The 26,963-nt window shown below is 64.0% G+C and carries 23 protein-coding genes; 15 read left to right on the top strand and 8 right to left on the bottom strand.

Features of this window, described 5'->3' with window-relative positions; all coding sequences use genetic code 11:
* The first annotated feature begins 88 nt into the window (after positions 1 to 88).
* Entirely contained in the window at positions 89 to 583 is a 495-nt protein-coding gene (locus tag I6F31_RS10660) for a VOC family protein (RefSeq protein ID WP_109142145.1), read from the top strand.
* 51 nt (positions 584 to 634) lie between these two features.
* Here I6F31_RS10660 and I6F31_RS10665 read toward each other — a convergent pair whose 3' ends face one another.
* Positions 635 to 1,963 (bottom strand): MFS transporter, encoded by a 1,329-nt coding sequence (locus I6F31_RS10665; protein ID WP_225153287.1) that lies wholly within the window; start codon positions 1,961 to 1,963, stop codon positions 635 to 637.
* A 182-nt stretch (positions 1,964 to 2,145) separates the two neighbouring features.
* Here I6F31_RS10665 and cyoA point away from each other — a divergent pair, with 182 nt between their 5' ends.
* From cyoA to I6F31_RS10700, 7 genes are read left to right on the top strand one after another with little or no spacing between them, the layout of a single operon-like run.
* Positions 2,146 to 3,306, top strand: a complete 1,161-nt coding sequence (gene cyoA, locus I6F31_RS10670) for a ubiquinol oxidase subunit II (RefSeq protein WP_225185359.1) — start codon at positions 2,146 to 2,148, stop codon at positions 3,304 to 3,306.
* Positions 3,307 to 3,331: 25 nt separating this feature from the next.
* Positions 3,332 to 5,329 (top strand): cytochrome o ubiquinol oxidase subunit I, encoded by a 1,998-nt coding sequence (cyoB, locus tag I6F31_RS10675; protein ID WP_109142142.1) that lies wholly within the window; start codon positions 3,332 to 3,334, stop codon positions 5,327 to 5,329.
* Positions 5,330 to 5,959: a cytochrome o ubiquinol oxidase subunit III gene (gene cyoC / locus I6F31_RS10680; protein ID WP_109142141.1), complete on the top strand. Its 630-nt coding sequence runs from the start codon at positions 5,330 to 5,332 to the stop codon at positions 5,957 to 5,959.
* Positions 5,956 to 6,336 carry a cytochrome o ubiquinol oxidase subunit IV gene (cyoD, locus tag I6F31_RS10685; protein WP_225134383.1) on the top strand — a complete coding sequence of 127 codons (381 nt, stop codon included), beginning with the start codon at positions 5,956 to 5,958 and terminating at the stop codon, positions 6,334 to 6,336. The genes cyoC and cyoD overlap by 4 nt, the downstream gene beginning before the upstream one ends.
* Positions 6,333 to 7,184, top strand: a complete 852-nt coding sequence (locus I6F31_RS10690; protein WP_225185360.1) for an SURF1 family protein — start codon at positions 6,333 to 6,335, stop codon at positions 7,182 to 7,184. The genes cyoD and I6F31_RS10690 overlap by 4 nt, the downstream gene beginning before the upstream one ends.
* Positions 7,156 to 8,559 carry an ATP-binding protein gene (locus tag I6F31_RS10695; RefSeq protein WP_036042848.1) on the top strand — a complete coding sequence of 468 codons (1,404 nt, stop codon included), beginning with the start codon at positions 7,156 to 7,158 and terminating at the stop codon, positions 8,557 to 8,559. The genes I6F31_RS10690 and I6F31_RS10695 overlap by 29 nt, the downstream gene beginning before the upstream one ends.
* A complete protein-coding gene (locus I6F31_RS10700; protein WP_036042850.1) occupies positions 8,549 to 9,082 on the top strand; it encodes a response regulator transcription factor in 534 nt (177 codons plus the stop codon). Before I6F31_RS10695 ends, I6F31_RS10700 begins: the two co-directional genes overlap by 11 nt.
* A 30-nt stretch (positions 9,083 to 9,112) precedes the next feature.
* On the opposite strand, the gene I6F31_RS10705 is transcribed toward I6F31_RS10700, so the two are convergent.
* Complete coding sequence (locus tag I6F31_RS10705) at positions 9,113 to 9,817, bottom strand: glutathione S-transferase family protein (RefSeq protein WP_225185374.1); 705 nt, start codon at positions 9,815 to 9,817, stop codon at positions 9,113 to 9,115.
* A 108-nt stretch (positions 9,818 to 9,925) separates the two neighbouring features.
* On the opposite strand from I6F31_RS10705, the gene I6F31_RS10710 reads away from it, so the two are divergent.
* Complete coding sequence (locus I6F31_RS10710) at positions 9,926 to 10,297, top strand: helix-turn-helix domain-containing protein (RefSeq protein WP_225153298.1); 372 nt, start codon at positions 9,926 to 9,928, stop codon at positions 10,295 to 10,297.
* A gap of 36 nt (positions 10,298 to 10,333) precedes the next feature.
* On the top strand, positions 10,334 to 11,722 hold the full coding sequence (locus I6F31_RS10715; RefSeq protein ID WP_225185375.1) for an adenylate/guanylate cyclase domain-containing protein: 1,389 nt from the start codon (positions 10,334 to 10,336) through the stop codon (positions 11,720 to 11,722).
* An 84-nt stretch (positions 11,723 to 11,806) separates the two neighbouring features.
* Here I6F31_RS10715 and I6F31_RS10720 read toward each other — a convergent pair whose 3' ends face one another.
* The 5 genes from I6F31_RS10720 to I6F31_RS10740 form a co-directional block, all read right to left on the bottom strand.
* Positions 11,807 to 12,631: a CarD family transcriptional regulator gene (locus I6F31_RS10720; RefSeq protein ID WP_081493941.1), complete on the bottom strand. Its 825-nt coding sequence runs from the start codon at positions 12,629 to 12,631 to the stop codon at positions 11,807 to 11,809.
* Between the two features lie 344 nt (positions 12,632 to 12,975).
* Positions 12,976 to 13,314 carry a ferredoxin FdxA gene (gene fdxA, locus I6F31_RS10725; RefSeq protein WP_018643465.1) on the bottom strand — a complete coding sequence of 113 codons (339 nt, stop codon included), beginning with the start codon at positions 13,312 to 13,314 and terminating at the stop codon, positions 12,976 to 12,978.
* A gap of 132 nt (positions 13,315 to 13,446) precedes the next feature.
* A complete protein-coding gene (locus I6F31_RS10730) occupies positions 13,447 to 13,698 on the bottom strand; it encodes a S4 domain-containing protein (RefSeq protein ID WP_074447665.1) in 252 nt (83 codons plus the stop codon).
* Positions 13,699 to 13,729: 31 nt separating this feature from the next.
* The gene (locus tag I6F31_RS10735; protein WP_225185361.1) at positions 13,730 to 17,173 is read right to left on the bottom strand and encodes a helicase-related protein; all 3,444 of its coding nucleotides are present in this window, start codon (positions 17,171 to 17,173) and stop codon (positions 13,730 to 13,732) included.
* Positions 17,174 to 17,781: 608 nt separating this feature from the next.
* Positions 17,782 to 18,606, bottom strand: a complete 825-nt coding sequence (locus tag I6F31_RS10740) for a DUF3108 domain-containing protein (protein WP_036002042.1) — start codon at positions 18,604 to 18,606, stop codon at positions 17,782 to 17,784.
* Positions 18,607 to 19,176: 570 nt separating this feature from the next.
* On the opposite strand from I6F31_RS10740, the gene rpmB reads away from it, so the two are divergent.
* The 4 genes from rpmB (at position 19,177) to ftsZ (ending at position 24,597) form a co-directional block, all read left to right on the top strand.
* Positions 19,177 to 19,485: a 50S ribosomal protein L28 gene (gene rpmB / locus I6F31_RS10745; RefSeq protein WP_036001998.1), complete on the top strand. Its 309-nt coding sequence runs from the start codon at positions 19,177 to 19,179 to the stop codon at positions 19,483 to 19,485.
* A 209-nt stretch (positions 19,486 to 19,694) separates the two neighbouring features.
* Positions 19,695 to 22,298, top strand: coding sequence for a DEAD/DEAH box helicase (locus tag I6F31_RS10750; RefSeq protein ID WP_036002000.1), 2,604 nt, complete (start codon positions 19,695 to 19,697; stop codon positions 22,296 to 22,298).
* A 378-nt stretch (positions 22,299 to 22,676) separates the two neighbouring features.
* The gene (locus I6F31_RS10755) at positions 22,677 to 23,192 is read left to right on the top strand and encodes a hypothetical protein (RefSeq protein WP_036002003.1); all 516 of its coding nucleotides are present in this window, start codon (positions 22,677 to 22,679) and stop codon (positions 23,190 to 23,192) included.
* A 148-nt stretch (positions 23,193 to 23,340) separates the two neighbouring features.
* On the top strand, positions 23,341 to 24,597 hold the full coding sequence (gene ftsZ / locus I6F31_RS10760) for a cell division protein FtsZ (protein ID WP_036002006.1): 1,257 nt from the start codon (positions 23,341 to 23,343) through the stop codon (positions 24,595 to 24,597).
* Positions 24,598 to 24,802: 205 nt separating this feature from the next.
* Here the strand turns inward: ftsZ and I6F31_RS10765 are convergent, their stop codons facing one another.
* Positions 24,803 to 25,480 carry a hypothetical protein gene (locus I6F31_RS10765; RefSeq protein ID WP_036002010.1) on the bottom strand — a complete coding sequence of 226 codons (678 nt, stop codon included), beginning with the start codon at positions 25,478 to 25,480 and terminating at the stop codon, positions 24,803 to 24,805.
* A 161-nt stretch (positions 25,481 to 25,641) separates the two neighbouring features.
* Here I6F31_RS10765 and I6F31_RS10770 point away from each other — a divergent pair.
* A partial coding sequence (locus I6F31_RS10770) for a DUF2235 domain-containing protein (protein ID WP_225185362.1) occupies positions 25,642 to 26,963 on the top strand: 1,322 nt, incomplete at its 3' end.

The following is a 26,963-nucleotide window of genomic DNA, read 5'->3' on the forward strand; positions in this document are numbered from 1 at the left end:
TTCCCATTCAGAAACGATGGGTTTCGAGTTTGGCCGTAGCACTGGCTCGAAGCGGGGCTTACGTGCATGTTTTCGAGGGAGCATTCACATGTCGCAAAGCCCCACCATTCCTGCCGGCACCAGGATCGGCCACGTCCACCTTAAGGTCGCCGATCTCGATCGTGCGCTCGGCTTCTATTGCGGCGTGCTCGGCTTCGAGCTGATGCAGCGGATGGGCTCGGGGGCGGCCTTCATCGCGGCCGGCGGCTATCACCACCACATCGGGCTCAACACTTGGGAGAGCAAGGGCGGCTCACCGCCGCCGCCTGATGCGACCGGGCTCTATCACACCGCGATCCTGTTTCCGACGCGCCCTGCGCTGGCGGATGCGCTGCATCGGGTGCTCACGGCCGGGATTGCGCTCGATGGCGCCAGCGACCATGGCGTCAGCGAGGCGCTTTACCTGCGTGATCCCGACCAGAACGGCGTGGAGCTGTATTGGGACAAGCCGCGGGAGCAATGGCCGTTCGGGCCTGACGGGAAGCTCGCGATGTTCACCAAGCGGCTGGATGTGGAAGCGTTGCTGAGGCAGCGGGAGGGCTGAGATGGGCATGGCGCGAGCAGCGCCTTTGCCCCATCTGCATGCGCCGAACGATCAGCGCCCGGCGTCCATGTCGCCCGCCTCGCGCTGGCCGCTGAGCCAGAGCGCTAGCAGGGTCCAGAACGCGCCGGACAACAGATACGCGCCTGAGGCAATGACGCCGAGATTGGTGGCGAGCAGCAGCGCGACCAGCGGAGCGAAGCCGGCACCGAACAGCCAGGCCATGTCGGACGTCAGCGCCGAGGCCGTATAGCGATAGGCCTGCCGGAAGTTCGAGGCGATCGCACCGGAGGATTGGCCGAAGGACAGGCCGAGCAGGATGAAGCCGATCACCATGTAGATGGTCTCGCCGAACGCGCCGGCGTCGAGCAGCTGCGGCGCGAAGCCGCTATAGACCGCGATCGCGATCGCCGATCCCATCAAGAGCGACTTGCGCCCGACGCGGTCGGCAATGATGCCGGAGGCCACGATCGCGGCGACGCCGAACACGGCGGCGACGATCTCGATGATCAAAAAGCGCACCGGGCTTTCGTGGGTGAACAGGAACACCCAGGACAGCGGGAACACCGTGACCATGTGAAACAGCGCGAAGCTCGCCAGCGGCGCGAAGGCCCCTAGCATGATGGTCTGGCCTTCGCGCGCGACCGTCTCGGAGATCCGCGCCGGCTGGAGTTCGCGCGTCTCGAACAGCGTGGCGTATTCTTCCGTCGTCACCATACGCAGACGCGCGAACAGCGCGACGACATTGATGGCGAAGGCGACGAAGAACGGATAGCGCCAGCCCCAGTCGAAGAAGTCATCGGCCGAGAGGAGGCCGGCGAAATAGGCGAACAGCGCGCTCGCCACGATCAGCCCGAGCGGGGCGCCGAGCTGCGGCACCATCGCGTACCAGCCGCGCTGCGAGGCCGGCGCATTCAGCGCCAGCAGCGAAGCCATGCCGTCCCAGGCGCCGCCCCAGGCCAGACCCTGCGCGATGCGCGCCAGCGCCAGCAGCCAGATCGCGGCGACGCCGATCTCCTGATATCCGGGCAGGAACGCGAGCGCGACGGTGGCGGTGCCGAGCAGGAATAGCGCCGAGATCAGCTTGGCCGTCTTGCCGTATTCCCGGTCGATCGTCATGAAAATGACGGTGCCGATCGGACGGGCCATGAAGGCCAGCGCGAAGACCATGAAGGAATAGAGGGTCCCGGTCAGCTCGCTCGCGAACGGAAACACCAGGCGCGGAAACACGATCACCGAGGCGATCGCGAAGACGAAGAAGTCGAAGAATTCCGAGGTACGGCCGATGATGACGCCGATGGCGATCTCGCCGGGACTGGCCTGGTCGTGGCCGTGCTCGCCCGTGTGGAGGTTTGCCATTGCGGGGGTCTGTGCCGTCGCCATTCGTGCGCCCTTAACGTCCTGAAAACCAAAGCTGACCGCCCGGCGGGGCGCCAGGCAATCTGACCCTGTCTGGCGCAAGCTCCCGCACTGCAACATTGGACAAATTGTCCAATGTCCGGATTGTTGCGCCGCAGCTACCCCTTGGCCCCGCAAAGGAAACTCATTCTCATAAGGCTCGGCCCGTGTCTCGTCTCAAGATCCTGGCGCTACTACCTCTGGCTGCTGCGCTCAGCGGCTGCGACTATGTCGTGCTGGCGCCAGCCGGCGATATCGCAGCGCAACAGCGCGACCTCGTCATCATCTCCACCGTCCTGATGCTGCTGATCGTCGTGCCCGTGATGGCGCTGACGGTGCTGTTCGCCTGGCGCTACCGCCAGTCCAACACCGAGGCCCGCTACGAGCCGGACTGGGATCACTCGACCAAGCTCGAGCTGGTGATCTGGTCGGCGCCGCTTCTCATCATCATTTGCCTGGGCGCGCTGACCTGGATGGGCACGCATCTGCTCGATCCCTATCGCACCCTCGGCCGCATTCATGCCGAGCGCGCCGTGGACAAGTCCAAGGCCCCGCTCGAGGTCGACGTCGTCGCGCTCGACTGGAAGTGGCTCTTCATCTACCCGGACTACGGCATCGCCACTGTCAACGAGCTCGCAGCTCCGGTCGATCGCCCGATCACCTTCCGCATCACTGCGTCCTCGGTGATGAACTCGTTCTACATCCCCGCGCTCGCCGGCCAGATCTATGCGATGCCGGGCATGGAGACCAAGCTCCACGCCGTCGTCAACCACGCCGGCACCTACAAGGGTTTTTCGGCGAACTATAGCGGCGCCGGCTTCTCCGGCATGCACTTCAACTTTAAGGGGCTCGACGACAAGGGTTTTGACGCCTGGATCGCCAGCGCCAAGTCGGCCGGCGGCTCGCTCGGCCGCGCCGAATATCTTCAGCTGGAGAAGCCCAGCCAGAACGAGCCGGTGCGGCGCTGGGGCGCCGTCGATGCCGATCTCTACCGCCTGATCCTCAACATGTGCGTCGAGACCGGCAAGATGTGCCAGAGCGAGATGATGGCGATCGACGCCAAGGGCGGCAACGGCCATCAGGGCCTGAACAACACCCTGCCGCTCGCCTACGACAAGTATGCCCGCCGCGGCACGGTGCTCGGACCCAAGCCGACCTTTGTCGCCGGCACCTGCACGCCGGATGCGCCGCAGGGGCAGACCACCGCCTCGATCAAGGCTCCGACCGATTTCGCGCCGCTCCTGGGTGCCGGCCTGAAGCGGCCGTCGATCACGCCGCTGAAGTCCTCGTCCTTCTTCCTCGGACAGCGTCCCAAGTCCGATTCCTGAAGTCAGATTCCTAAAGAGAACGCGCATGTCTCCTGATCTTCTCAAGCTCATCTTCGGCCGGCTCGGCCTCGAATCGCTGCCGCTGCACGAGCCGATCGTCGTCGGCACCTTCGTAGTGGTCGCGCTCGGCGGCGCCGCGCTGCTCGGCGGCCTCACCTATTTCCGCCTCTGGGGCTATCTCTGGCGCGAATGGTTCACCACGGTGGACCACAAGCGCATCGGCATCATGTACATGATCCTCGGCATCGTGATGCTGCTGCGCGGCTTTGCCGACGCGCTGATGATGCGCGGCCAGCAGATGCTCGCGTTCAACGGCTCCGAAGGCTATCTCAACGCCCATCACTACGACCAGATCTTCACCGCCCACGGCGTGATCATGATCTTCTTCGTGGCGATGCCGCTGGTCACCGGCCTGATGAACTATGTCGTGCCGCTGCAGATCGGCGCGCGCGACGTCTCGTTCCCGTTCCTGAACAATTTCAGCTTCTGGATGACGGTCGGCGGCGCGGTGCTGGTGATGGCCTCGCTGTTCATCGGCGAATTCGCCCGCACCGGCTGGCTGGCTTACCCGCCGCTGTCGAACATCGGCTACAGTCCCGACGTCGGCGTCGACTATTACATCTGGGCGCTGCAGGTCGCCGGCGTCGGAACGACATTGTCAGGCATCAACCTGATCTGCACCATCGTCAAGCTGCGCTGCCCCGGCATGACCATGATGAAGATGCCGGTGTTCACCTGGACCTCGCTCTGCACCAACGTGCTGATCGTCGCCTCCTTCCCGGTCCTGACCGTGGTGCTCGCGCTGCTGTCGCTCGACCGCTATGTCGGCACCAACTTCTTCACCAACGATTTCGGCGGCAGCCCGATGATGTACGTGAACCTGATCTGGATCTGGGGGCACCCCGAGGTCTACATCCTGGTTCTCCCGGCCTTCGGCATCTTCTCCGAGGTCACCTCGACCTTCTCGGGCAAGCGGCTGTTCGGCTACACCTCGATGGTCTACGCCACGGTGGTCATCACCATCCTGTCCTACCTGGTCTGGCTGCACCACTTCTTCACGATGGGCTCGGGTGCCAGCGTCAACTCGTTCTTCGGCATCACCACGATGATCATCTCGATCCCGACGGGCGCGAAGATGTTCAACTGGCTGTTCACGATGTATCGCGGCCGCATCCGCTACGAGCTGCCGATGATGTGGACCATCGCCTTCATGCTGACCTTCGTGATCGGCGGCATGACCGGCGTTCTGCTCGCGGTGCCGCCGGCCGACTTCGTGCTGCACAACAGCCTGTTCCTGATCGCGCACTTCCACAACGTGATCATCGGCGGCGTGGTGTTCGGCGCGTTCGCCGGCATCAACTACTGGTTCCCGAAGGCGTTCGGCTTCAAGCTCGATCCGTTCTGGGGCAAGATGTCGTTCTGGTTCTGGGTCACCGGCTTCTACCTGGCCTTCATGCCGCTCTACGTGCTCGGCCTGATGGGCGTGACCCGCCGCCTGCGCGTGTTCGACGATCCGTCCTTGCAGATCTGGTTCGTCATCGCCGCGATCGGTGCCGTGTTCGTCTTCATCGGCATCCTCGCGATGCTGATGCAGTTCGCGGTCAGCCTGCTCAAGCGCGAGCAGCTCAAGGACGTCACCGGCGATCCCTGGGACGCGCGCACGCTGGAATGGGCGACCTCCTCGCCGCCGCCGGACTACAACTTCGCCTTCACCCCTGTCGTTCACGACAATGACGCGTGGTGGGACATGAAGCGGCGCGGCTATCAGCGTCCGCTCACCGGGTTCAAGCCGATCCACATGCCCAGCAGCACCGGCACCGGCATCATCCTCGCCGGCTTCGCCACCGCGATGGGCTTTGCTCTCGTCTGGTACATGTGGTGGCTCGCCGCCCTGAGCTTCATCGCGATGCTCGCCGTCGGGATCGGCCACACCTTCAACTATCACCGCGACTTCGACATTCCGGCTGACGACGTCATCCGGACCGAGGACGCGCGCACCAAGCTGCTCGCCGGAGCCAAGTAAATGACCGTTGCCGTCAATCCCTCGCAGACCGGCGAGCCGGTCTTCTACCTCGCTGACGAGCATCCGCATCCGGAAGGCTGGAGCACCTCGCTCGGCTTCTGGATCTATCTGATGAGCGACTGTCTCATCTTTGCGATCCTGTTCGCCACCTACGGCGTGCTCGGCGGCAACTATGCCGCCGGCCCCGCGCCGAAGGACCTGTTCGACCTCACCCTGGTCGCGGTGAACACCTCCATGCTGCTGCTGTCGTCGATCACCTACGGCTTTGCGATGCTGACGATGCAGCAGAACAAGGTCGCGCAGACGCAGGTTTGGCTCGCGATCACCGGCCTGTTCGGCCTCGCCTTCATCGGCATCGAGCTCTTCGAGTTCGCCCACATGATCCACGAGGGCGCCACGCCGCAGCGCAGCGCCTTCCTCTCCGCCTTCTTCACCCTGGTCGGCACCCACGGCCTGCACGTCACCTGCGGCCTGATCTGGCTGGTGACGCTGATGGTGCAGGTCGGAAAGTTCGGCCTGATCGAGGCCAACCGCCGCCGCCTGATGTGCCTGTCGATGTTCTGGCACTTCCTCGACGTGGTCTGGATCGGCGTCTTCACCTTCGTCTATCTCCTGGGAGTTCTGCGATGAGCACCGATACCCACGCAGCCGGCGCGCACGACCACCACCACGAGGGCGGCCACGCCCACAGCACGTTCTCGGGCTACATGCTCGGCTTCGTGCTCTCGGTCGTGCTCACCGCGATCCCGTTCTGGCTGGTGATGAGCGGCGCGCTGCCGAGCAAGCAGATCACCGCGCTGGTGATCATGGCCTTCGCAATCGTGCAGATCGTCGTGCACATGGTCTACTTCCTGCACATGAACACGGCCTCCGAGAACGGCTGGACCATGATGGCGCTGATCTTCACCATCGTGATGGTGGTGATCGCGCTGTCGGGTTCGCTGTGGGTGATGAGCCACCTCAACAGCAACATGATGCCGATGCACCAGATGAGCGGAATGAAGTGAGCGAAACCAGGACCGTGACGAGCGAGGACGGAGATGCGCGCAGCAAGGCTGCGCGGTCGCCGTCCTTGTGGCTCACGGTCCTCTCGCTCATTACTTTCGTGCTTCTGATCGCGCTTGGCGTCTGGCAGATCGAGCGCCGCGCCTGGAAGCTGGCGCTGATCGACCGGGTCGAGCAGCGCGTCCACGCGCCGGCTCAGCCGATCCCCTCGCCCGCTTCGTGGTCCACCGTCAGCGCCACAAGCGACGAATACAGGCACGTCAGCCTCAGCGGGCGCTTCCTGCATGAGAGCGAGACGCTGGTTCAGGCCGTCACCGAGGAAGGCCCCGGCTATTGGGTGCTGACGCCGCTTGCGCGCGACGACGGCACGCTGGTTCTGATCAATCGCGGCTTCGTGCCGTCCGAGCGCCGCGACGCATCGACGCGCCGGGACGGCAATCCGCAAGGTCGGGTCGAGATCACCGGCCTCCTGCGCATCACCGAGCCGAAGGGCGGCTTCTTGCGGACCAACGTGCCCCAGCACAACCGCTGGTACTCGCGGGACGTCGCCGCCATTGCGGCGGCGCGCGGCCTTGGCGAGGTCGCGCCCTTCTTCGTGGACGCCGACGCCGGATCACAAATCGCCGGCGGCCCAATCGGCGGATTGACCGTGATCCGCTTTCCCAATAACCACCTGATCTACGCGCTGACGTGGTTTGCCCTGGCTTTCATGCTGGCCGGCAGACTTTTCGTCATATTCGGCGGCGGGCTGTTCCGCCGCAAGCGCTTCGTCCACGACAAGGCCGGCGGCTCGGATGCCGTCGCCCGCAGGACGGGATCAGATGCTGGAACGATCGTCGAGCCGACCTGACGACGGGAAGACGCTTTCCCAGACGCTTGGGCGTGACGGGCAAGCCGTCACGCTGCAATCGCAGGCCGATGCGCGCAGCGAGCTGATCGGCACCATGCCGACCGAGGACGAGACCAACCGCAAGAACATGGTGCTGCTGATCCAGCTGCGCTGGACCGCGGTGGTCGGCCAGATCGTGACCATCGGTGCCGTGCATTTCGGCCTCGGCATCCCCCTGCCGCTGGAGCGGATGGGCGCGGTGATCGGCGCGCTGGTGCTGCTCAACGTCTCCAGCCTGGTCTGGGTGCGCCATCGCGCTGCGATCACCAACAACGAGCTGTTGGTCGCCTTGATACTGGACGTCGCCGCGCTGACCGCGCAGCTCTATCTCTCCGGCGGCGCCACCAATCCCTTCACCTCGCTGTTCCTGCTCCAGGTGACGCTCGGTGCGGTGCTGCTCGATGCCCGATCGACCTGGTCGCTGGTGGCGCTGACCTGCGCCAGCTTCGTCTGGCTGACATTGGCCTACCGGCCGCTCGATCTGCCGCCCAATCCGTTGAGCGAGACCTATACGCTCACCGTAACAGGCATGCTCCTGGGCTTCGTGCTCAACGCCGTGCTGCTCGTCGTGTTCGTCACCCGCATCAACAGGAATTTGCGCGAGCGCGACGCGCATCTGGCGGCGCTGCGCCAGCATGCCGCCGAACAGGACCATATCGTGCGCATGGGCCTGCTCGCCTCCGGTGCGGCGCATGAGCTCGGCACGCCGCTCGCCTCGCTTTCGGTAATCCTCAGCGACTGGCGCCGCATGCCCGATCTTGCCGCCGATCAGGAGCTTGCCGAGGACCTCGCGGAGATGGAAACCTCGTTGCAGCGCTGCAAGTCGATCGTGACAGGCATCCTGGTGTCGGCGGGCGAAGCGCGCGGTGAAGGCTCCTCACCGACGACGGTGACGGCCTTCGTCACCGCGCTGGTCGACGAATGGCGCAATGCGCGCTCCGCCCGCACGCTCTACTTCGTCAACACCTTCGGCGAGGACGTCGCAATCGTCTCCGACGTCGCGCTGAAGCAGGTGATCTTCAACGTGCTCGACAACGCCTATGAGGTCTCGCGCGAGTGGGTCGAGCTCGTCGCCGAGCGCGAGGGCGACAATCTCGTGCTGTCGATCTCCGACCGCGGCCCGGGCTTTGCGCCGGAGATGCTGGCGCAGCTGGGGAAGCCCTACCAGTCGAGCAAGGGTCGTGCCGGCGGCGGGCTCGGCCTGTTCCTGGTGGTGAACGTCGTGCGCAAATTGGGGGGCACCGTGAGCGCCAAGAACCACAGGAAGCGCGGCGCCACGGTGCGCCTCACGCTGCCGCTCGCAACATTGGCGATCGGAGGGAATTTTGACGCATGACCGTTCGCTGATCGTCGTCGAGGACGATGCGGGTTTTGCCCGCACGCTGAAGCGCTCGTTCGAGCGCCGCGGCTACGAGGTGGTACTCGCCGCCTCGATCGAGGAGGTGCGCCAGGTGCTGGAGGAACGCTCTTTCGGTCATGCCGTGGTCGACCTCAAGCTCGGCGGCGCCTCGGGCCTTGCCTGCGTCGAGCTCCTGCACACGCATGACCCGGACATGCTGATCGTGGTGTTGACCGGCTTTGCCAGCATCTCCACCGCGGTCGAGGCGATCAAGTTAGGGGCCTGCCACTATCTGGCAAAGCCGTCGAACACCGACGACATCGAGGCCGCCTTCCACAAGGCCGAAGGCAACGCCGAGGTCGCGCTCGATTCGCGGCCGACCTCGATCAAGACGCTGGAATGGGAACGCATCCACCAGACCTTGATCGAGACCGACTTCAACATCTCGGAAGCGGCCCGCCGGCTGGGCATGCACCGGCGGACGCTGGCGAGGAAGCTCGAGAAGCGCCCCGTGAAGTAGGAGGAGCGCGTCGAGGCTCCTCCTGCTTCCCTATTTGCCGAACTGCGCGATCAATTCGGCCAGCGCGACGTGGCCTGTGCACGATCCCGTTCCCGGATCAGACCCGCCGTCCTCCAGAGCGGTGGCGTAGAGGACCGCGGGATCGGCTTCGAGGCGAGCTCGCAGCGCTGCCAGCTTCGGCCAGCGGCTCTTCTCCGCAACTGCGTGGAAGTCGAGCCAGCGCGCGACGCCGACAAGCACGGCGTCGGCGAGGGTCGGCCGCTCCCCGAGCAGGAATTGCCGCGCTTCGATCATCGCTTCGAGCTTGTCATGACGCTCGATGACCCTTGCTGTGCCAAAAGCACGCAGGACCGACTTCGTGGCGGGCTCCATGGCTTCGGCTTCCATTGCGGCCCACAGCGGCGCGAAGGCGGCGGTGAAACCGGTATTCACGAACGCCATGAACTGATGCATGCGATCGGCTTGCCGCGACGGCGGATCGAAGCTGATCCGCCGCTCGACGTCCCTGGCCTCTAACCAGGCCGCGATAGCCATCGTTTCCGTCAGCACCTCACCCCGCTCGGTGATGAAGACCGGCGTCTCGTGTCGCGGATTGATACGGGCGTATGACGGGCTTCGCATCTCGCCCATCATATCGACCCGACACAGCCGATATGGCTTACCCAGCCATTCGAGAGCAGCAACGAGCCCCATGGAGCTTCCCTTCGGGAAGCCGTAGAGTAGAATTGGGTCCATGATCCATTCTCCGTGATTTCTGATGATCACGCTGCGCAGCGGTGATGCGACCCTAGCCGCTCGCCGCATCAAGTAAATTACGAACTTTTTTGTAACCTGGAGGCGCCGATGAAGGATCTCGTGTCGAGATGTCCCATCGAGGAAGTGATGCAGATTCTGAGCGGTCGCTGGCCGACGCTGCTGATCTACTATTTGAAGCAGGGCACCAAGCGCTTCAGCGACTTGCGTCGCGACAATCCGACCATCTCGCACAGGATGCTCGCGCTTGAGCTCCGCAAGCTGGAAGACGCCGGTATCGTAAGCCGCACGGAATTCGGCGGATATCCGCTGCGCGTGGAGTACGATCTGACGGCCGCCGGTCACGCGCTCGTGCCGTTGATCGATGCCCTGGGGGACTGGTGGGCGTCGGTTTCAGCCAGGGCTGACGGAGAAGAGCTTCGGGGTGAAATCCGCGTCTCGGCAACGACGCAGCGGACTTGATGCGCTGAAGGCTTAAGCGAGGAGACTGCCGTGACAATGCTCGTCGAGCGCTTCAACCTGCCGGCTGCGCATTCGCCCGCGCCGACCGAGCGCGATGTCGAAACAGTTCAGTTCGCACAAGCCGCGCTGACGTCCGCCAAGCGGGAGGGCCTGCAACTCGCGGTGCGGGCGCGCTATGTCGCCCTCGTCGTCATTGGCTGCCTGATCATGGTGATCAACCCGGCCTGGGAGCAGCTCTACTACGTGGCGCTGCTCGGCTTGTTCGCACTTATCGGCTGGGCCCAGGTCAGGGTTGGGCGGGTTGGCGTGTCGCGGCCGGAATTGGCACTCCTGTTTTGCGACTTGGCGCTGCTGACCTGCCTCATCGTGGTTCCCAATCCGTTCGGAGCCTCGCACTGGCCGGTCGCGATGCAGTACCATTCCGGCAACTTCATCTATTTCTTCGTCCTGCTCGCGGGCGCCACACTGGCCTATACTTGGCGGACCGTGATTGCGGTCGGCGTTTGGACGGCTGCGCTCTGGTTGATCGGCATCGCCTGGGTCTGGTGGCAACCCGATCGCGATCCTGCGCTGACGGCCCGCATCGCGGCCGCAACAGGCAGCGATGAGCGCTTGTTTGCGATGATCTCGCCGAGCGAGATCGTGTTCCACGTTCGCGTCCAGGAGATCGTCGTCTTCATGATCGTGGCCGTGACCTTGGCGCTCGCGGTCCGCCGCAGCAACGACCTCTTGATCCGGCATGCCGCGGTGGAGCGCGAGCGCGGCAACCTGGCGCGCTACTTCTCGCCCAATGTCGTGGCGGAATTGTCGAAACAGGACGAGCCGTTGAAGCAGGTGCGCACGCAACACGTCGCGGTACTGTTCGTCGACATCGTCGGCTTCACGGCCTTTGCCGATGGGCGCTCGCCGCAGGAGGTTGTGCGGACGTTGCGGGAATTCCACGGATTGATGGAGCAGGAGGTTTTCCGCCATAGCGGCACGCTCGACAAATATCTCGGGGACGGGTTGATGGCAACGTTCGGAACGCCCTTTGCCGGCGAGCACGATGCCAGCAACGCGTTGCGATGTGCCCAGGCGATGATCGCGGCGGCGGAGAGTTGGAACGATCAGCGGGCAGCGTCAGGCGAGCCAAAGCTGCATGTGAGCTTTGGCTTGCATTATGGGCCGGTGGTGCTCGGCGACCTCGGGCAGACCTGTCTGGAATTTGCCGTGATCGGCGCGACCGTCAACGTGGCAAGCCGTCTCGAGGCGTTGACCCGCACCCTGGGCTGCGCGCTGGTGGCAAGTGACGATCTCGTTAGCCAGGCGAAGGCCGAGCTGGGCGGCGCAGCCGCAACGTTTCAGTCATTGGAAGCGCGAGAGGCGCGGGCGGTCCGCGGCATTCAGCAGCCGATCGCGATCTGGACCCAGCCGCGCGGCGCGTAGAGCCGAACTCCCGCGGCCTCAGGAAGCCAAACAAAAAGCCCGGCCAAACGGCCGGGCTTTTGATTGCTTGCGTTCGGTGCCGGCTTAGGCGGCCTCGTCGGCGACGGTGCTGTCGTCGCCATCGGTATCGTCGGTATCGCCCTCGGCATCCGTGTCAGCTTCGCCCTCGGCAGCTTCCGCCTTGGCATTGCGGCGCGGGCTCTTGGCGAGCTGCGCCTCGATCTCCTTGACCGCTTCGGTCTCGGTCGAGTGCTGCACCACCGCGATCTCGCGGGACAGACGGTCGAGCGCCGCTTCATAGAGCTGGCGTTCCGAGTAGGACTGCTCGGGCTGCGATTCCGAGCGATAGAGGTCACGCACGACTTCCGCGATCGCGACGATATCGCCCGAATTGATCTTCGCTTCGTATTCCTGGGCGCGGCGCGACCACATGGTGCGCTTGACGCGGGCGCGGCCCTTGAGCGTCTCCAGCGCCTTCTTGACCAGGGCCGGATCGGACAGCTTGCGCATGCCGACATTGGCGACCTTGGCGGTCGGCACGCGCAGCGTCATCTTGTCCTTGATGAAGTTGATGACGAACAGCTCGAGCTTCGCACCGGCGATCTCCTGCTCCTCGATGGCCAGGATCTGGCCGACGCCGTGAGCGGGATAGACCACGAATTCGTTGGCCTTGAAGCCCTGACGCTGGGTCACGACCTTCTTTTCCTCGACCTTCGGCGCAGCCGCGGGCTTGGCAGCCGGCTTGGCGGCGACGGGAGCCTTGGCGGGCGCAACGGCAACAGGGGCCTTCGTCGCGGCGGGCTTGGCAGCGGGGGCCTTGGCAGTCACAGGCTTGGCGGCAGCAGGCTTGGCGGAAGCAGGCTTGGCAGCGGTCGCTTTCGCGGCCGGTTTGGCAGTCTTGTTAGGCATTGCGCTTCTTTTGTTCTTCGAGGACTTTGCAGCCGGCGCCTTCGTCGCGGTCCGACCCTTGGATGCGCTACGGCTGGCCGCGGCGACTTTTTTGGCCTCCTTATGGGAAGCCCTCGCTGAAGTACTCTTTTTACGCGTTTTCTGTGACACAGCCTGCGCGCGGAAACTGCCACGCCCCTGTTCGACATTTGGTTTCACGGGAACCCAGAGGGGCCAACGGGGCTGACGGGGTTCGGCTTAATGTGCCCAATATAGCACATTTCCCGCAAAAATCAATGATTTAGGGGTCTTGAGGGCTGGTTTTCGGCGGCAGCGCCGCTATTAGGGTTAAGTTTGGACGCGAATTAGTCCCCAGAGCCGGGGTTCGGAGAAAAATATTTCTCGAACTTGCCTTCCATACCGTCGAATTCCTTGGCGTCGGCAGGTGATTCTTTCTTCTGGGTGATGTTCGGCCAGCTCTTGGCGTAGTCGGCGTTGACCTGGAGCCACTTTTCGAGGCCCGGTTCCGTGTCCGGCTTGATGGCGTCGGCGGGGCATTCCGGCTCGCACACGCCGCAATCGATGCATTCGTCGGGATGGATGACGAGCATGTTGTCGCCCTCGTAGAAGCAATCGACCGGGCAGACCTCGACGCAGTCGGTGTACTTGCACTTGATGCAGTTTTCAGTGACGACGTAAGTCATCCAACGCTCCGAAAAGCTCTTTTAGAAGTCGCGGCTTGCCTAGCGCGGATGGCCGGGCGCCGCAAGGTCGGGAAAGCCCGATCATGACGGCTTTGTGTGTTTGATCGACCAAGAAATGAATAGAAAGCGCAATTAATTGCGCGTGCCGAGCTCCTCATAGAGCACGCGAGCCGAGGCGGCATCGCCACGGCGCTCATTGAAGGCGGTGACCTTCAGCACGCGCACGGTGCGATCGAGCGCGATGGTGAGGACGTCGCCAAGCTTGATCGCATGGCCCGGCGATGTCTCGCGCACGCCGTTGACGCGGACATGGCCGGTGACGACGAGCTCGGCCGCGGAGGTGCGCGCCTTCACCACGCGCGCGTGCCACAGCCATTTGTCGATACGCTGCCGCTCGGTCGTCGTCGTCGTGGGATTACTCCTTCCGCCCCAGCTGCTCTTTCAGCGCGGCGAGCTTGGCGAAGGGCGAGTTCGGATCGATCGGACGATCGCGCTCGCGCGGGTTCGCGCTCGAGGCGTAGGGACGCAGCGAGGGACCCGACTCGCGATCACGGCGGTCGCGGCCCTTGTCGCGGTCGCGGCCGCGATTGTCGCGGCCCTTGTCGCGATCTCCGCCGAACTTCTTGTTGTCGCGGTTGCGATCGCGATCCTTGTCGCGGTCCCCCTTGCCCTGGAAGCTGCGATTGCGGTCGTCGCGACGCTCACCGCCCTCGCCGCCTTCACGCGGCTTGCGGAAGTCGCGGCCGCCATCGCGGCGATGGCCGCCGCCATGACGATGGCCCGGCTTCGCGCCGTCGGCTGCTTCGCCGGGCGCGGCGCTCGCAGCATCGGGTGCAGCGCCAGCCTCAGCGCCGGGCCGCGGACGCTGGTTGTTGTGACGCTGATGGCGATGGCGCTCGTGGCGCGGCTTGCGATCCTCGTGACGGCCGGCAGGGCGCCAAACCTCGACCAGCTCGGGCTCGGCCGGTGCGACTGTTGCCTCAGGCGCGGCAGCATCGGGGGATGCAGCAGCTTCCGTCGCGGCGGTCTCGGCGGCGGCCGCTTCGAGGCCGGCAGCCTCGGCGGGCGTCGCAGCCTCTTCTGCGGGCGGCGCGATGCCGGGGGCGTCCTCGGGGGTGACGGGCGCTTCCGGAGACGCTTCCAGCGCCGGCTCCTCGTGAGCCTCCGCAGGAGCGGGCTCGTCGTGCGGCTCCATGCCGGGCGCGTCTTCGACGGTGACGGCTTCGGCCGTAGCCTCAGCGGCCGGAGCCTCAGCCGGCAGGCCGGCAACGGCTTCCGCTGCAGCCTCGGTCGAGGTCTCCGCGCTGCCTTCAGCGGGCGGCGTCTCGGCCGCGACGGTCTCAGTGACGATCTGCTCGGGCACGACCTGCTCGGCGACCATAGGCTTCGGCGGCAGCGGCGGGCGCTTCTCCATGCGATAGCCGAGCGCGCGCAGCACGGAGGCAAAATCCTCGCCGGCAGATCCGGTCAGCGAGGTCATCGCCTGCGTGACCACGAAGCTGCGGCCATCGAACGCGCCGGCGGGCTTTTCGCCCGGCGAATTCTCGCGCCAGGCCAGCGCCGGGCGGATCAGGTCGGCGAGGCGCTCCAGAATGTCGACGCGCACCGCGCGCTCGCCGGCCTGCTTGTAGCCGAGCACGCGATAGGCATCGCGCGGCAGCGCCTTGTCGACCGGGAACGAGGTACGGCCCGAGGAGGCCAGATGCTGCGCGCCCGAGAGCGCGGAGAGATCGACATTGTCCTGCTTCAGCGCCCAGAGCAGCGCGGCAAGCGCACGCGCGGCGGGCTTGAGCAGGCCGGGGAAATAGATGTGATAGGCGCCGAAGCGGACGCCGTATTTGCGCAAGACGGCGCGCGAGGGCTGGTCGAGATCCTTCAGCTCGCTGGCGATCTTCGGCCGCTCAAGCACGCCGAGCGCCTCGACCAGCTGATAGGCGATGCCGCGGGCAATGCCGGTGACGTCCTCGGCCTTCGACAGCTCGAACATCGGCCCGAGCAGCTTTTCGATGTGCGTCTTGAGCCAGAGCTCGAGCCGCGCCTGCACCTTGTCGCGGGGCGCGCCGGTCAGGCGCTCGTCGGAGATGATGCGGATGCGCGGATGCAGCGCCTCGTCTGCGGCGGCGAGGCGCGCCACGGCATCGCCGGTCCAGCGGATGATGCCTTCGGACGTGAGCACGAACTGCTCGTCCGGCGCATTGCCCAGCTTTTCGGCGCGCGCGTTGATCTCGCCGGCGAGCACCGCTTGCGCTGCAGCCTGCAAGGCTTTCGCATCGGAGCCGGCTTCCGCCGCATCCGGTGCAAAGGTGAAGCCATCGAGGCGGCCGATGACATGGCCTTCGACGATGACTTCGCCGGTCTTGCCGATTTCAGTATTCAAGCTCGTGTTCTCCCGCAGGCGGCGCATCAATACACTGGTCCGGCGATCAACGAAACGCTCAGTCAAGCGTTCATGGAGCGCATCCGATAATTTATTTTCGACCTCCCGCGCGATCCCCTGCCAGCGTTCCGGGTCTTTCAGCCAGTCCGGGCGGTTGGCGACGAAGGTCCAGGTGCGGATCTGGGCGATTCGGGCCGACAGCGTGTCGATGTCGCCGTCGATGCGGTCGGCCTGGGTGACCTGGGACTCGAACCAGGCATCGGGAATGCAGCCCTTGCGCATCAGGAAGCCGTACAGCGTCGTCACCAGCTCGGCATGGGCGGCCGGCGACAGCTTTCTGTAGTCCGGGACCTGGCAGGCTTCCCAGAGCCGCTCCACGGCGGCCTTGCCATGCGCGATATCGCGCACCTCGCCGTCGCGGGCGGCGTGATCGAGCACGCGCATGTCCTCGGCGATCGGCGCGCGCGTCAGCGTCTCGTGGCCTGGCGCGAGGTTCAGCGAGACCTGGAGCGCACCGAGCGAGGAGAAATCCAGCTTGGAATTGCGCCATTGCAGCACCTTCACGGCATCGAAGGTGTGGTTCTGCAGCGCGTTGACGAGCTCGGGCTCGAACGGCGCGCAGCGGCCCGTGGTGCCGAAGGTGCCGTTGCGGGTGGCGCGGCCGGCGCGGCCTGCGATCTGCGCGAATTCGGCCGGCGTCAGGCGGCGGAACTGATAGCCGTCGAACTTGCGGTCGGAGGCGAAAGCGACGTGGTCGACGTCGAGATTGAGGCCCATGCCGACGGCATCGGTGGCGACGAGATAATCGACGTCGCCGTTCTGGAACATCGCGACTTGCGCGTTTCGTGTGCGCGGCGAGAGCGAGCCCAGCACCACGGCGGCGCCGCCGTGCTGGCGGCGGATCAGCTCGGCAATCGCGTAGACTTCATCCGCCGAGAACGCGACGATGGCGGTGCGGCGCGGCTGGCGCGTGATCTTGCGGTCGCCGGCGAATTCGAGCTGCGACAATCTGGGCCGCGTGATCATGGACACGCCCGGCAACAGGCGCTCGATGATCGGGCGCATGGTGGCGGCGCCCAACAACAGCGTCTCGTCGCGGCCGCGGCGGTTGAGGATGCGATCGGTGAAGACGTGGCCGCGCTCGAGATCGGCGGCGATCTGGACCTCGTCGACGGCGAGGAAGGAAACGTCGATATCGCGCGGCATCGCCTCGACGGTCGAGACCCAATAGCGCGGATTCTTCGGCTTGATCTTCTCCTCGCCGGTGACGAGCGCGACGCTGGCCTCGCCGGATCGAGCGGCGATCTTGTTGTAGACCTCGCGCGCCAAGAGGCGCAGCGGCAGGCCGATCATGCCCGAGGGATGCGCCAGCATTCGCTCGATGGCGAGATGGGTCTTGCCGGTGTTGGTCGGACCGAGCACCGCAGTGACGCCCGCGCCGGGGGCGCGCTCGGAGGCGAAGGGGGAGGAGGAAAAAGCCATGTCTAGGGGATTAGGTAATGGCGATTTGGGCGAATGTCAGTGCTGGATGGGGCGGAGGGGCGACGCCGAGGTGTCGGCTATGTCTCCGAACGCTGGGGTGGGCGCCCCCGCTGCCGCTGTCATCGCCCGGCGTGTGAAAACGCCCTCCCCAAATCCCGCGCAACTGTCTCACTTTGCGACGCTTTTCCCGTTCGCTTTAAGCTTCGGAACGACTCTAGAACGAATCGCGGCCGAATCGCTGACTCCTCTGTGAGTCCCGTTCCGTTCACGCAACATGTCGCGGGACTCGTCTTGGTTGCGCACTAGATGGAGTTTTGCGGGGGCGCACAAGCGGCCGGGGTGGTTAAAGCTGGGGACGAGGCTGAGTCGAATCAGAATCGGGGAGGAGTCAAATGGATTCACTGCGCAGGCGGGCTGGCCAAACAAAGAGTGCGAAAACAACCCCATGCACAGTAGGTAAGTGATTGATTTTGCTTAGTCTGCGCCGAACGCTCGTCATTCCGGGGCGCGACGCAGTCGCGAGCCCGGAATCCATCGCGCAACCGTCTCTGCGGCCTGATGGATTCCGGGTTCGCGCCAAGGGGCGCGCCCCGGAATGACGGAGAAACTTACTGCGTCTTGGCCACCCGTGGCGGCTGGGGGGCGGTGATGAAGCTCGTCGCTTCCAGCATGGCCGGGCCGAGCGGCGTCGGCACTTTCAGCCAGAACGGGACCAGGATGCGCGTGCCGGCGATGGGGGCGAACGCGATCTCCATGTTGCGCTGGGCGGCGAGGTATTTGATCACGGGCCGGTCGGGGATGTAGCCGGCGATGGGCACGAAATAGATCGCGCAGACCACGACCGGGCCACGATAGCCCTTCTCCGCCTTCACGGTCTCCATGCGCTTGAAATCGAGCTTGAGCTCGTAGCGCATGCGGCCGTCGAACACCGGCGCGGAGCTGTGGCAGGCGTCCTGCGAAACGGGATCACCGGTGCCGGGCACGCGCAGCAGCGAGGCCGTCATCGGGTCCCACACGCCGCGGCGATGCGCCTCGGTAACGACGATGCGGTCCGGATCGACCGGCGGCTCCGGCAAAATCGCAAAATCCTTCACATTGCCCTTGTCGAGGGTGATGCGGATCTCTTCGGTCTTCTTCTGGGTGGTGGTGGAGGCCTGGTAGCCGGTCGCAACCAGCGCGCCACCAACGACGCGCCCCTGGCTCGCACCGGTGCCGGACCCGCCCGTGAACGACTTCAAAAGCCCGGTGGTGCCGCCGGCGGCCGCCGCCGAGAACACGTCGTCCTGGATATCGATGTTCCAGGCGCCCTTGCCGACGGGAATGCCCGCCAGCGTCGCCTCATACTGCGCCTCGAGCTTGCCTTGCGCCGCCGCCGGCGCCGCGCCGGACGCCAGGCCGAGCACCACCGCCACCGCCAGGCCACAAAGCGCCATCAGCCGGCCGGCCGGAAGCAGACAGGCTGAGCGCAGGTCTTGCGCGAAATGAAGCGTTGTCGGCACGAAACAATCCAATCAGAGCGCGATGTGCTGTTACTTAAGCCAAAACCGGCGGCAAACAATGTGTCGGGGCCTACAGCCCCGGGAACTCCACCGGACTCTTCGACGGCGAATACGCCCTTTATGTGATGGTAAGGCGCGACAATCATTGCCGTTTTGGTGATCGGGCGGTAACGGGGGGGGCGTTCCGACCTCTTCCCACCTCCGCTGTCATGCCCCGCGAAGGCGGGGCATCCAGTACGCCGCAGCGCCTCTGGTCAGCCGCGCCGCCGCGGAGTACTGGATCGCCCGCCTTCGCGGGCGATGACACCGAGGATGGGGCACGAGATCCCGGGTTCGGGCTCTGCCCGCCCCGGGACGACGGGCCAAAAACGGCCCGTCGCCTTGACGCAAGGCCCCTTCCCCCCTATACGTCCGCCCGCTCCCTGCAAGGACGAAAGAATTTGCCCCCGTGGCGCCGAAATGGCGGCCGCACTCGTTGGGGGTTCGAACTAAAGGATTTATGCCATGTCTCGCCGCTGCGAACTGACGGCCAAGGGCCCCCTCGTCGGCCACAAGGTCAGCCACTCCAACATCAAGACCAAGCGCCGCTTCCTGCCGAACCTCGTCAACGTGACGTTCATCTCGGAAGCTTTGGGCCGCAACGTGCGCCTGCGCGTCTCCACCAACGCGATCAAGAGCGTCGACCACAATGGCGGCCTCGATGCCTACCTGCTCAAGGCCAACACCGACGCGCTCTCCCCGCGCGCCGTCGAGCTGAAGCGCGCCATCCAGAAGAAGGTCGGCGACACCCAGCCGGCCAAGCAGGCGAGCTGAGAAGATTTACCGTTAGGGCGGGGGCTAAGTTGCGTCGCGTGGCGTAGGCTTAGCCGAGTAAGAGTTCGAGTAGCGGCCGGATCGGAAGATCCGGCCGTTTTTGTTTTGGGGACATAGCCAGTTGGACTTAGGTCGTAAGAAACGAGCGTTTGCGAATCGAAAAGCTGCGCTTAAACACATCAGCAACTACTGCATGTGGAGCAGCCCAATTGGCCTTTAAGAACGCGCCCCCACCCGAAGCTGTACCCGACAGCCCTGAGAAACTGTTGCTAGAACTGCCGCGTCGCAAGATTCCCGGAGTACTTCTGCACCAGGGGCAAATGATGCAGCAGTATGTCGCGCGCGGGTTGAGCGCCAGCGACATCGCCATGCAACTTCCGACCGGAAGCGGTAAAACTCTGGTTGGATTGCTTATCGGCGAATGGTTACGGCGCAAAAACAGCGAGAGAGTTGTCTTTCTTTGCCCAACAAGACAACTTGTAAACCAGGTGGTCGCACAAGCAGAGAACCAATACGGCCTCAGCGTCCACGGCTTCACCGGATCCAAGCACGACTTCGACGCTGCAGCCAAGGGAGATTATCTCTCCGCGCGACGCATCGCGGTGACCACCTACAGCAGCCTATTCAATGTGGCACCGTTCTTTGAAAGCCCTGACGTCATCATTGCAGATGATGCACACGCAACTGAAAACTATATAGCTGCGATGTGGAGCTTGCGGATCGCACGTGGCGACGCATCACATCGAGCCCTGCATTCGGCGCTAGCAGAATTATTGAGGCCCTTGTTGGATCAAGGCGACTTCGGAAGACTGACGGGCGAGATTGACCAAAGCCTGTCGGATGTGGCTTGGGTCGACAAGATTCCTACGCCGGCCCTAGCCTCAATAAGCGAGGAGTTCGTTAGTATTGTAGATCAATATGCCGGTTCCGTAGACAACCTTCGTTACACGTGGATGTTGTTGAGAGATAACCTGCACGCTTGCCACGTTTATCTCTCTCCATCCGAGATCCTCGTTCGCCCCCTAATTCCGCCAACATGGACACACGGGCCATTCTTCAACGCCCGTCAACGGATCTTCATGTCTGCAACTCTAGGCGAAGGCGGCGACCTAGAGCGCCTAACTGGGCGCGAGAATATTACACGGCTCCCGATACCGGAAGGTTGGGACCGACAGGGGATTGGACGTCGCTTCTTTATCTTTCCTGAACTGTCCCTCGACGCAGACGATACAGTCCAACTGCGCCGGACGTTAATGCAGCGAGTACCAAGGAGCGTCGTCCTTGTTCCGAACGATCGAGCAAAATTGGAAACTATTGCTGACGTTCAAGGTCACAGCTTAAAAGCGGTAGAAGCCTCTCAGATCGAAGAAGCCAAAGAGGTATTCACTCGCGCAACTAATTGCGTCGCTGTTTTTTCTAACCGTTATGATGGGATTGACTTTCCCGGCGACGAATGCCGCCTTTTGTTCATTGACGGCCTGCCTAAGACTACTAATGCGCAGGAACGTTTTTTCGTTTCGCGAATGGGCGCATACGCGCTTCTGCAAAGCCGCATACAGACCCGCGTTGTACAAGCCGTTGGAAGATGCACTCGCTCGCTACAGGACTTTTCGGCCGTCGTTGTGTCAGGGATGGAGTTGACGGATTACCTCATCAGCCCAACACGAACCAAATTCCTTCATCCAGAGCTCCAGGCTGAGTTAGATTTCGGCGCCCGGCAGTCTTCGAATACGTCTTTCAACGATCTGGTAGAAAATTTTGATATATTCCTGCGCAACGACGCCACGTGGGAAAATGTGAACCGCCAAATTCTTGCGAAGAGAGCGAGCGCGATCCAAGCGGTGCCTAGTGGGTTGGGCCAACTCCAGCAAGCCGTCCGAGACGAAATAGAGTATCAAAGACAGCTTTGGCAGCGACACTATGAAGGAGCGTTGGAAAGTGCGGGCAAGGTCCTTGCCGGCCTAACTGATGAAACGCTGCGTGGATATAGGGCACTGTGGCAATACTTAGCCGGCTCAGCGGCTAGCTATGGAGATGCGTCCGGCATCGCGGGCATGTCAACACGGGCGCGCATACATTTCTCAGCCGCTCGCGACGCCGCAGCAGGTATCCGCTGGCTGTCCAGCTTAGCACGATTCACGCTGGAGGCGGAGGCAAGCACCTCCGAAGGCGAGGCGCTTGGGTTACAAATTGAGAGACTTGAGGCATATCTGCTGACGCTAGGAACGTCCCACGACGCAAAGTTTGCGAAGAAGGAAAAAGACGTCTTGCAGGGGCTCGCATCTTCGGATGCTCACATATTTGAAGCTGCACAACGCGAGCTTGGCGAGCTACTCGGATTTCAAGCCGGAAAGCACGAAGCAGATGCTTCACCTGATCCATGGTGGTTGTCCGGCAAATACTGCATTGTATTTGAAGATCATTCGGAGGCAAAACCTACCTCCGCTCTCGGCGCCGAGAAGGCTAGACAGGCCGCCGGTCACCCAAATTGGATGCGCGCGAACCAGTCACTCACTCGTGTAACTTCAGAAACAGATATACTATCCGTGCTTGTGACTCCTGTGACGCGGGCGGAAAGCGGAGCATTTCCCCACCTCCAAAGCGTATCGTTGTGGCCTTTGAGCGACTTTCGCGCATGGGCTAAGCAGGCAGTGGGGGTAATTCGACAATTGCGACGCACTCTCGGAGACGATTGCGATTTAGCTTGGCGGGCTGAGGCTCAGGAAGTTTTTCAACACCACCGATTTGACGCGGCAAGCCTATTTGCAGATATCAAGGCGAAGCTGGCAGTGGATTTGCTTAAAAATAGATAGATGAAAACCACGCTTCCGCCGACCGCTCCGCAGCAGTGAATTCGACAACCGCCGCGGGCACCACCCGGAGGAGCCCACCGTGGAGCACGCATTGAAATCCAGGCCAAAAACCTCGTCACCTGCCATGACAGGGACCGGCAATGAGATCTCGCAGAACATCTCCAAGTCCTGAAACTCCATCGCTGCCCGCGCAAGACCGACCAGACCCAGCCGCGGGAGCTGGCGCCCTGCGTCTCCGACGGCCGGCACCGCAGCGCCACCCGTAAACACTCCCCACGCGCGTTAACCGTCCATTAACCAACGCACCCTAGCCTGCTGCAATCGTCCAGCCATCATTAGCCCGAAATGCCTTCCCGGTTCGCTCCAGGAGAAGCGCCGATGTGCGTTGAGTTGTTGACGTATGCCGATCTCGGTACCCGCCTCAATGTCTCGCGCGAGGCCGCGCGGGCAGTGGCGCGGCGTCGGCGGTTGCCGCGCTCGCGGTCGGACGACGGCAAGGCGGTGGTGAGCGTCGATCTCGCCACTCTCCGCTACACCCCCCGCCCGCGACGAGCCCGCCGGGCAGATCCCATCGCGGCCTCCCTGGCCAGGATCGAGGCCGTCAAGACCGAAGTCTTCAAGGCGGAGATCGCGCGGCTCGAATCCGTCGCAGCCGCCTACAGGGTCGTGTTCGAGCGCGAGCGCGAACGTGCCGATCGCCTCGCCGTCGAGCTGACGCAGGCGACCGCCGAGACGACGGCCGCCAACGCATGGGCGGCACGACTGGAAGACGAAGTGGCGGCGCTGCGGAGCGATCGCCGCCCTGGCGGCTCGATCGCAGGACACGCGGCGCGCCGGTTGGGGCATCTGGCCGCCTTCATCGTGCAAGCAGACCGCGCGGCTAGAGCGCGATGAGATTGGGATGAATCGTCATCGCGCTTCAGGTTTTTGTTCGAGCATGATCTTTTCGGAAAACCGCTTCGCACTTTTCCGGATCATGCTTGCAGGTAGCACGCGAGACTTTCTTTAATCCCCGGCTTGCCGGAGCAATCGCGAGGGAAGAATGACTGGCAACACCGATATTCATGAAATGAAGGCCCGCATCGTCGTGTTCGGCGTCGGCGGCGCCGGGGGCAATGCCGTCAACAACATGATCGCGGCCGGGCTGCAGGGTGTCGAGTTCGTGGTCGCCAACACCGACGCACAGGCGCTGGCGATGTCGAAGGCGAAGCGCCTCATCCAGCTCGGCACGCGGGTAACCGCAGGCCTCGGCGCCGGCTCGCAGCCGGAACTGGGACGCGCCGCAGCCGAAGAGGCGATCGACACGATCCGCGAGCAATTGACCGGCGCGCACATGGTGTTCGTGACGGCAGGCATGGGAGGCGGCACCGGCACCGGGGCTGCACCCGTCGTAGCCAGAATCGCGCGCGAGCTCGGCATTCTCACCATCGGCGTGGTCACCAAGCCGTTCTACTTCGAGGGCCAGCGCCGCATGCGCTTTGCCGAAGCCGGCATCGAGGAGCTGCTGAAGACAGTCGACACCCTCCTGATCATCCCGAACCAGAACCTGTTCCGGGTGGCCAGCGAGAAGACCACGTTCGCCGACGCCTTCGCCCTTGCCGACCAGGTGCTTTACTCGGGCGTCGCCTGCATCAGCGATCTCATCGTCAAGGAAGGGCTGATCAATCTCGATTTTGCCGACGTCCTCTCCGTCATGAAGGAGAAGGGCAAGGCCATGATGGGACGGGGCGAGGCTTCCGGCGAAAAGCGCGTGCTCGCCGCCGCCGTCGCCGCGATCTCCAATCCGCTGATCGAGAATCCCTCGATCAAACGCGCCAGTGGCCTCATCATCTCCATCACCGGCGGCAAGGATCTCATGCTGTACGAGGTCGACGAAGCCGCCACCCGCATTCGCGACGAGGCGGACCCGGACGCCAACATCATCGTCGGTGCGTCCTTTGACGAAAGCTTAGAGGGCATCGTCCGCGTCTCGGTGGTGGCGACCGGAATCGATAATCTCGATCCGGCGCAGGCGCACCCGGTGGAAACCGCCCTCACCCAGCTCGCCGGCAGGCTGCGCAATGACGGCCGTCGCATCGCCGATCGCATCGAGCGCAGTGCCCCCCTTCCGCAAGCGGCAAGCCCGCCGCTGCGGCCGCAGCCGCACCACCCCGTGGGACCGCCGGCACGGCCGAGCCTGGACCATGCGCAGCAGGCGGCGCTTCAGCCGCTGGATCCTTACGGGCGTGCGCCTGCGCGCAATGCGCCCGACGAGAGCGCTCTCGATATTCCGGCCTTCCTGCGCCGCGCGGCGAACTGAGCGGCGGCGAGCGGGGAAGTTACCTGCTCGGCAACCAGCGAGCCCAACGACAACTTGTCATCCCGGGGCGCGACGAAGTCGCGAGCCCGGGATCCATAACCACCATCGTGAGTATGGATTCTCAGGTGCGCAATTGCGCACCGTAGCTCGCGCCAAGAGGCGCGCCCCGGAATGACGGCGTAGAGCGTGCGCAGCCGCCGAGGCTTCAGGCCGCCGTGCTGTGCGGCTTCTCCGCTGCTTCCTTGTCCGTTTCCTTGTCGCGGGACAGCCAGGCCGGAAAGCGCAGCAGGCGTTCGTTGGTGTCCTTCGGCAGCTCGACGGGCGGCACTTCAACGGCCGAACTCGGCAAGTCCAGCGCCGCGTGGCCGGATCGCACTGCATCCGCGCGCTGATCCAGTTCACGCAACAGGGGATCGAGCACGCTGTCGACCTCGGTCGCCACCGACACCAGGAAACTATTGAGCTCGCGCGCCTCGGGCACAACTGCCGCAGCCGATTCGACCGCCTTGGATAGACCGTCGACGACAGGTGCAAACGCGCCGGCCGCTTGCTTGATCCGCGTCTTGATCAGTTCGATCTCGCTCAGGACGCGCTCACGCTCCCGCCTCTTCTTCTCCTCCGAAAGGCGGGCTTCAATTTCGGCGATCTGGGCCGTCAGGGTCGTGGCTTCGGATGCGAGCGCATCGCGTCTGCCGCGCGCGCGATCGAGATCGCGGCTGAGATTGTCCACTAAGTCGTCCCTTGCGAACATGGCTTTGCTCCATAGGACAGGCGTTCTGCCCTGTAGGACGGCCTTGGCGCGAACCGCCAGCCTCGCCATCGACCGCATGGCCGGATCGGCCGAAACAGGCATCAACTTCCGTCGCGTCACATGGGCCGACATGGTGATCCCCCATCGTCGACATTAGGCAACCGCATGGTTAACAAGAGGTTAATGTCAACACAGCCTTCGGCCATGGGACCGGGTGCCGGCGACGTCGCCTCCTCGCTGCCATCCATTTTCCGCTATACTCGCCCCGGTAGCATCCCCCGGAGGCGCATCCCATGGAATCCGCCAACCTCACCGACCACAAGCCCGCCGGCAAGAACCTCGTCATCTGCTGTGACGGCACCGGCAACGAGATCAGCGAGAACATCTCCAACGTCCTGAAGCTCTATCGCTGCCTGCGCAAGACGGACAAGACCCAGCCCAGGCAGATGGTGTTTTACGATCCCGGGGTCGGCACCATGACGGAGCCGTCGACGTGGGGGCGCTGGAAGGCCAACATCAAGCTGGTGTGGGGGCTCGCCACCGGCTACGGGCTCGATGACAACGTGCTGTCATCCTATTGCTTCCTGGTTCAGCATTACGCGCCCGGCGACAGGATCTATCTGTTCGGCTTCTCGCGCGGGGCGTACACGGTTCGCGTGCTGGCGGGGCTGATCCACAAGATCGGCCTGATCTCGCCGGAGCAGGCGAACCTCGCCGGCAGCGGCCTCATCGCCTACAAGCAATATTCCGGCAGCGGGCGCGGCAACGACGTCGAGGATATCAAGAACATCGTGTTCGACGAGAGCGGGCCGCTGCCGAAGGACGAATTCGACCTCGCCGCGCAGTTTGCGCGCATCACCTCGACGCGCTGGCCGACCATTCATTTCGTCGGCGTCTGGGACACGGTGGCGAGCGTGATCGTGCCGCGCGCCGACCGCTTCTACTGGCCGAGCCTGGAGGAGCTCGCCTTCACACTGCGCGATCCCAGCATCAGGATCTTCCGGCAGGCGATCGCGATCGACGAGCGGCGGCGCATGTTCCGCCTGAAGCCATACGCGGAGCCGCAGGAGTTCTGGAGTAACCGCTACGTGCCTGACGAGAAGAAGGTGCCGCAAGACATCATGCAGGTGTGGTTCGCCGGCGTGCATTGCGACGTCGGCGGCGGCTATCCGGAGGCCGAGAGCGGCGAGTCCAAATATCCGCTGCTCTGGATGATCGACGAGGCCGAGAAGGCCGGGCTGAAGTTCAACCCGCGCACGGTGAACCAGCTCGCCTGGGGCATCCAGCGCAAGAACTCGCCGTTCACCTATGTCGAGCCGGCTTTTACCGGCAAGACCGGCATGCTGCACGATTCCATGACGGCGGCCTGGCGCGTGCTGGAGTTCTTGCCGAAGCGCGCGAAATACCGGGAATGGCCGGCGCGGAAAGTCTATTTCGGCTTCTACATCCCCGATGGCGAGCCGCGCCTGATCCCCGAAGGCGCACATGTGCATGAGAGCGTGCTGAAGCGCATGACGGTGGAGCCGGACTACCGGCCGGTGAACCTGCCGAAGGATTACGTGACGGTGCCGATGCCGGTGCCGCCGGGGGCGGATGTGGGGGCGGAGGTGGAGGG

This window comes from Bradyrhizobium sp. NBAIM01 (genome assembly GCF_020194115.1).
In the GTDB taxonomy this organism is placed as follows: domain Bacteria; phylum Pseudomonadota; class Alphaproteobacteria; order Rhizobiales; family Xanthobacteraceae; genus Bradyrhizobium; species Bradyrhizobium yuanmingense.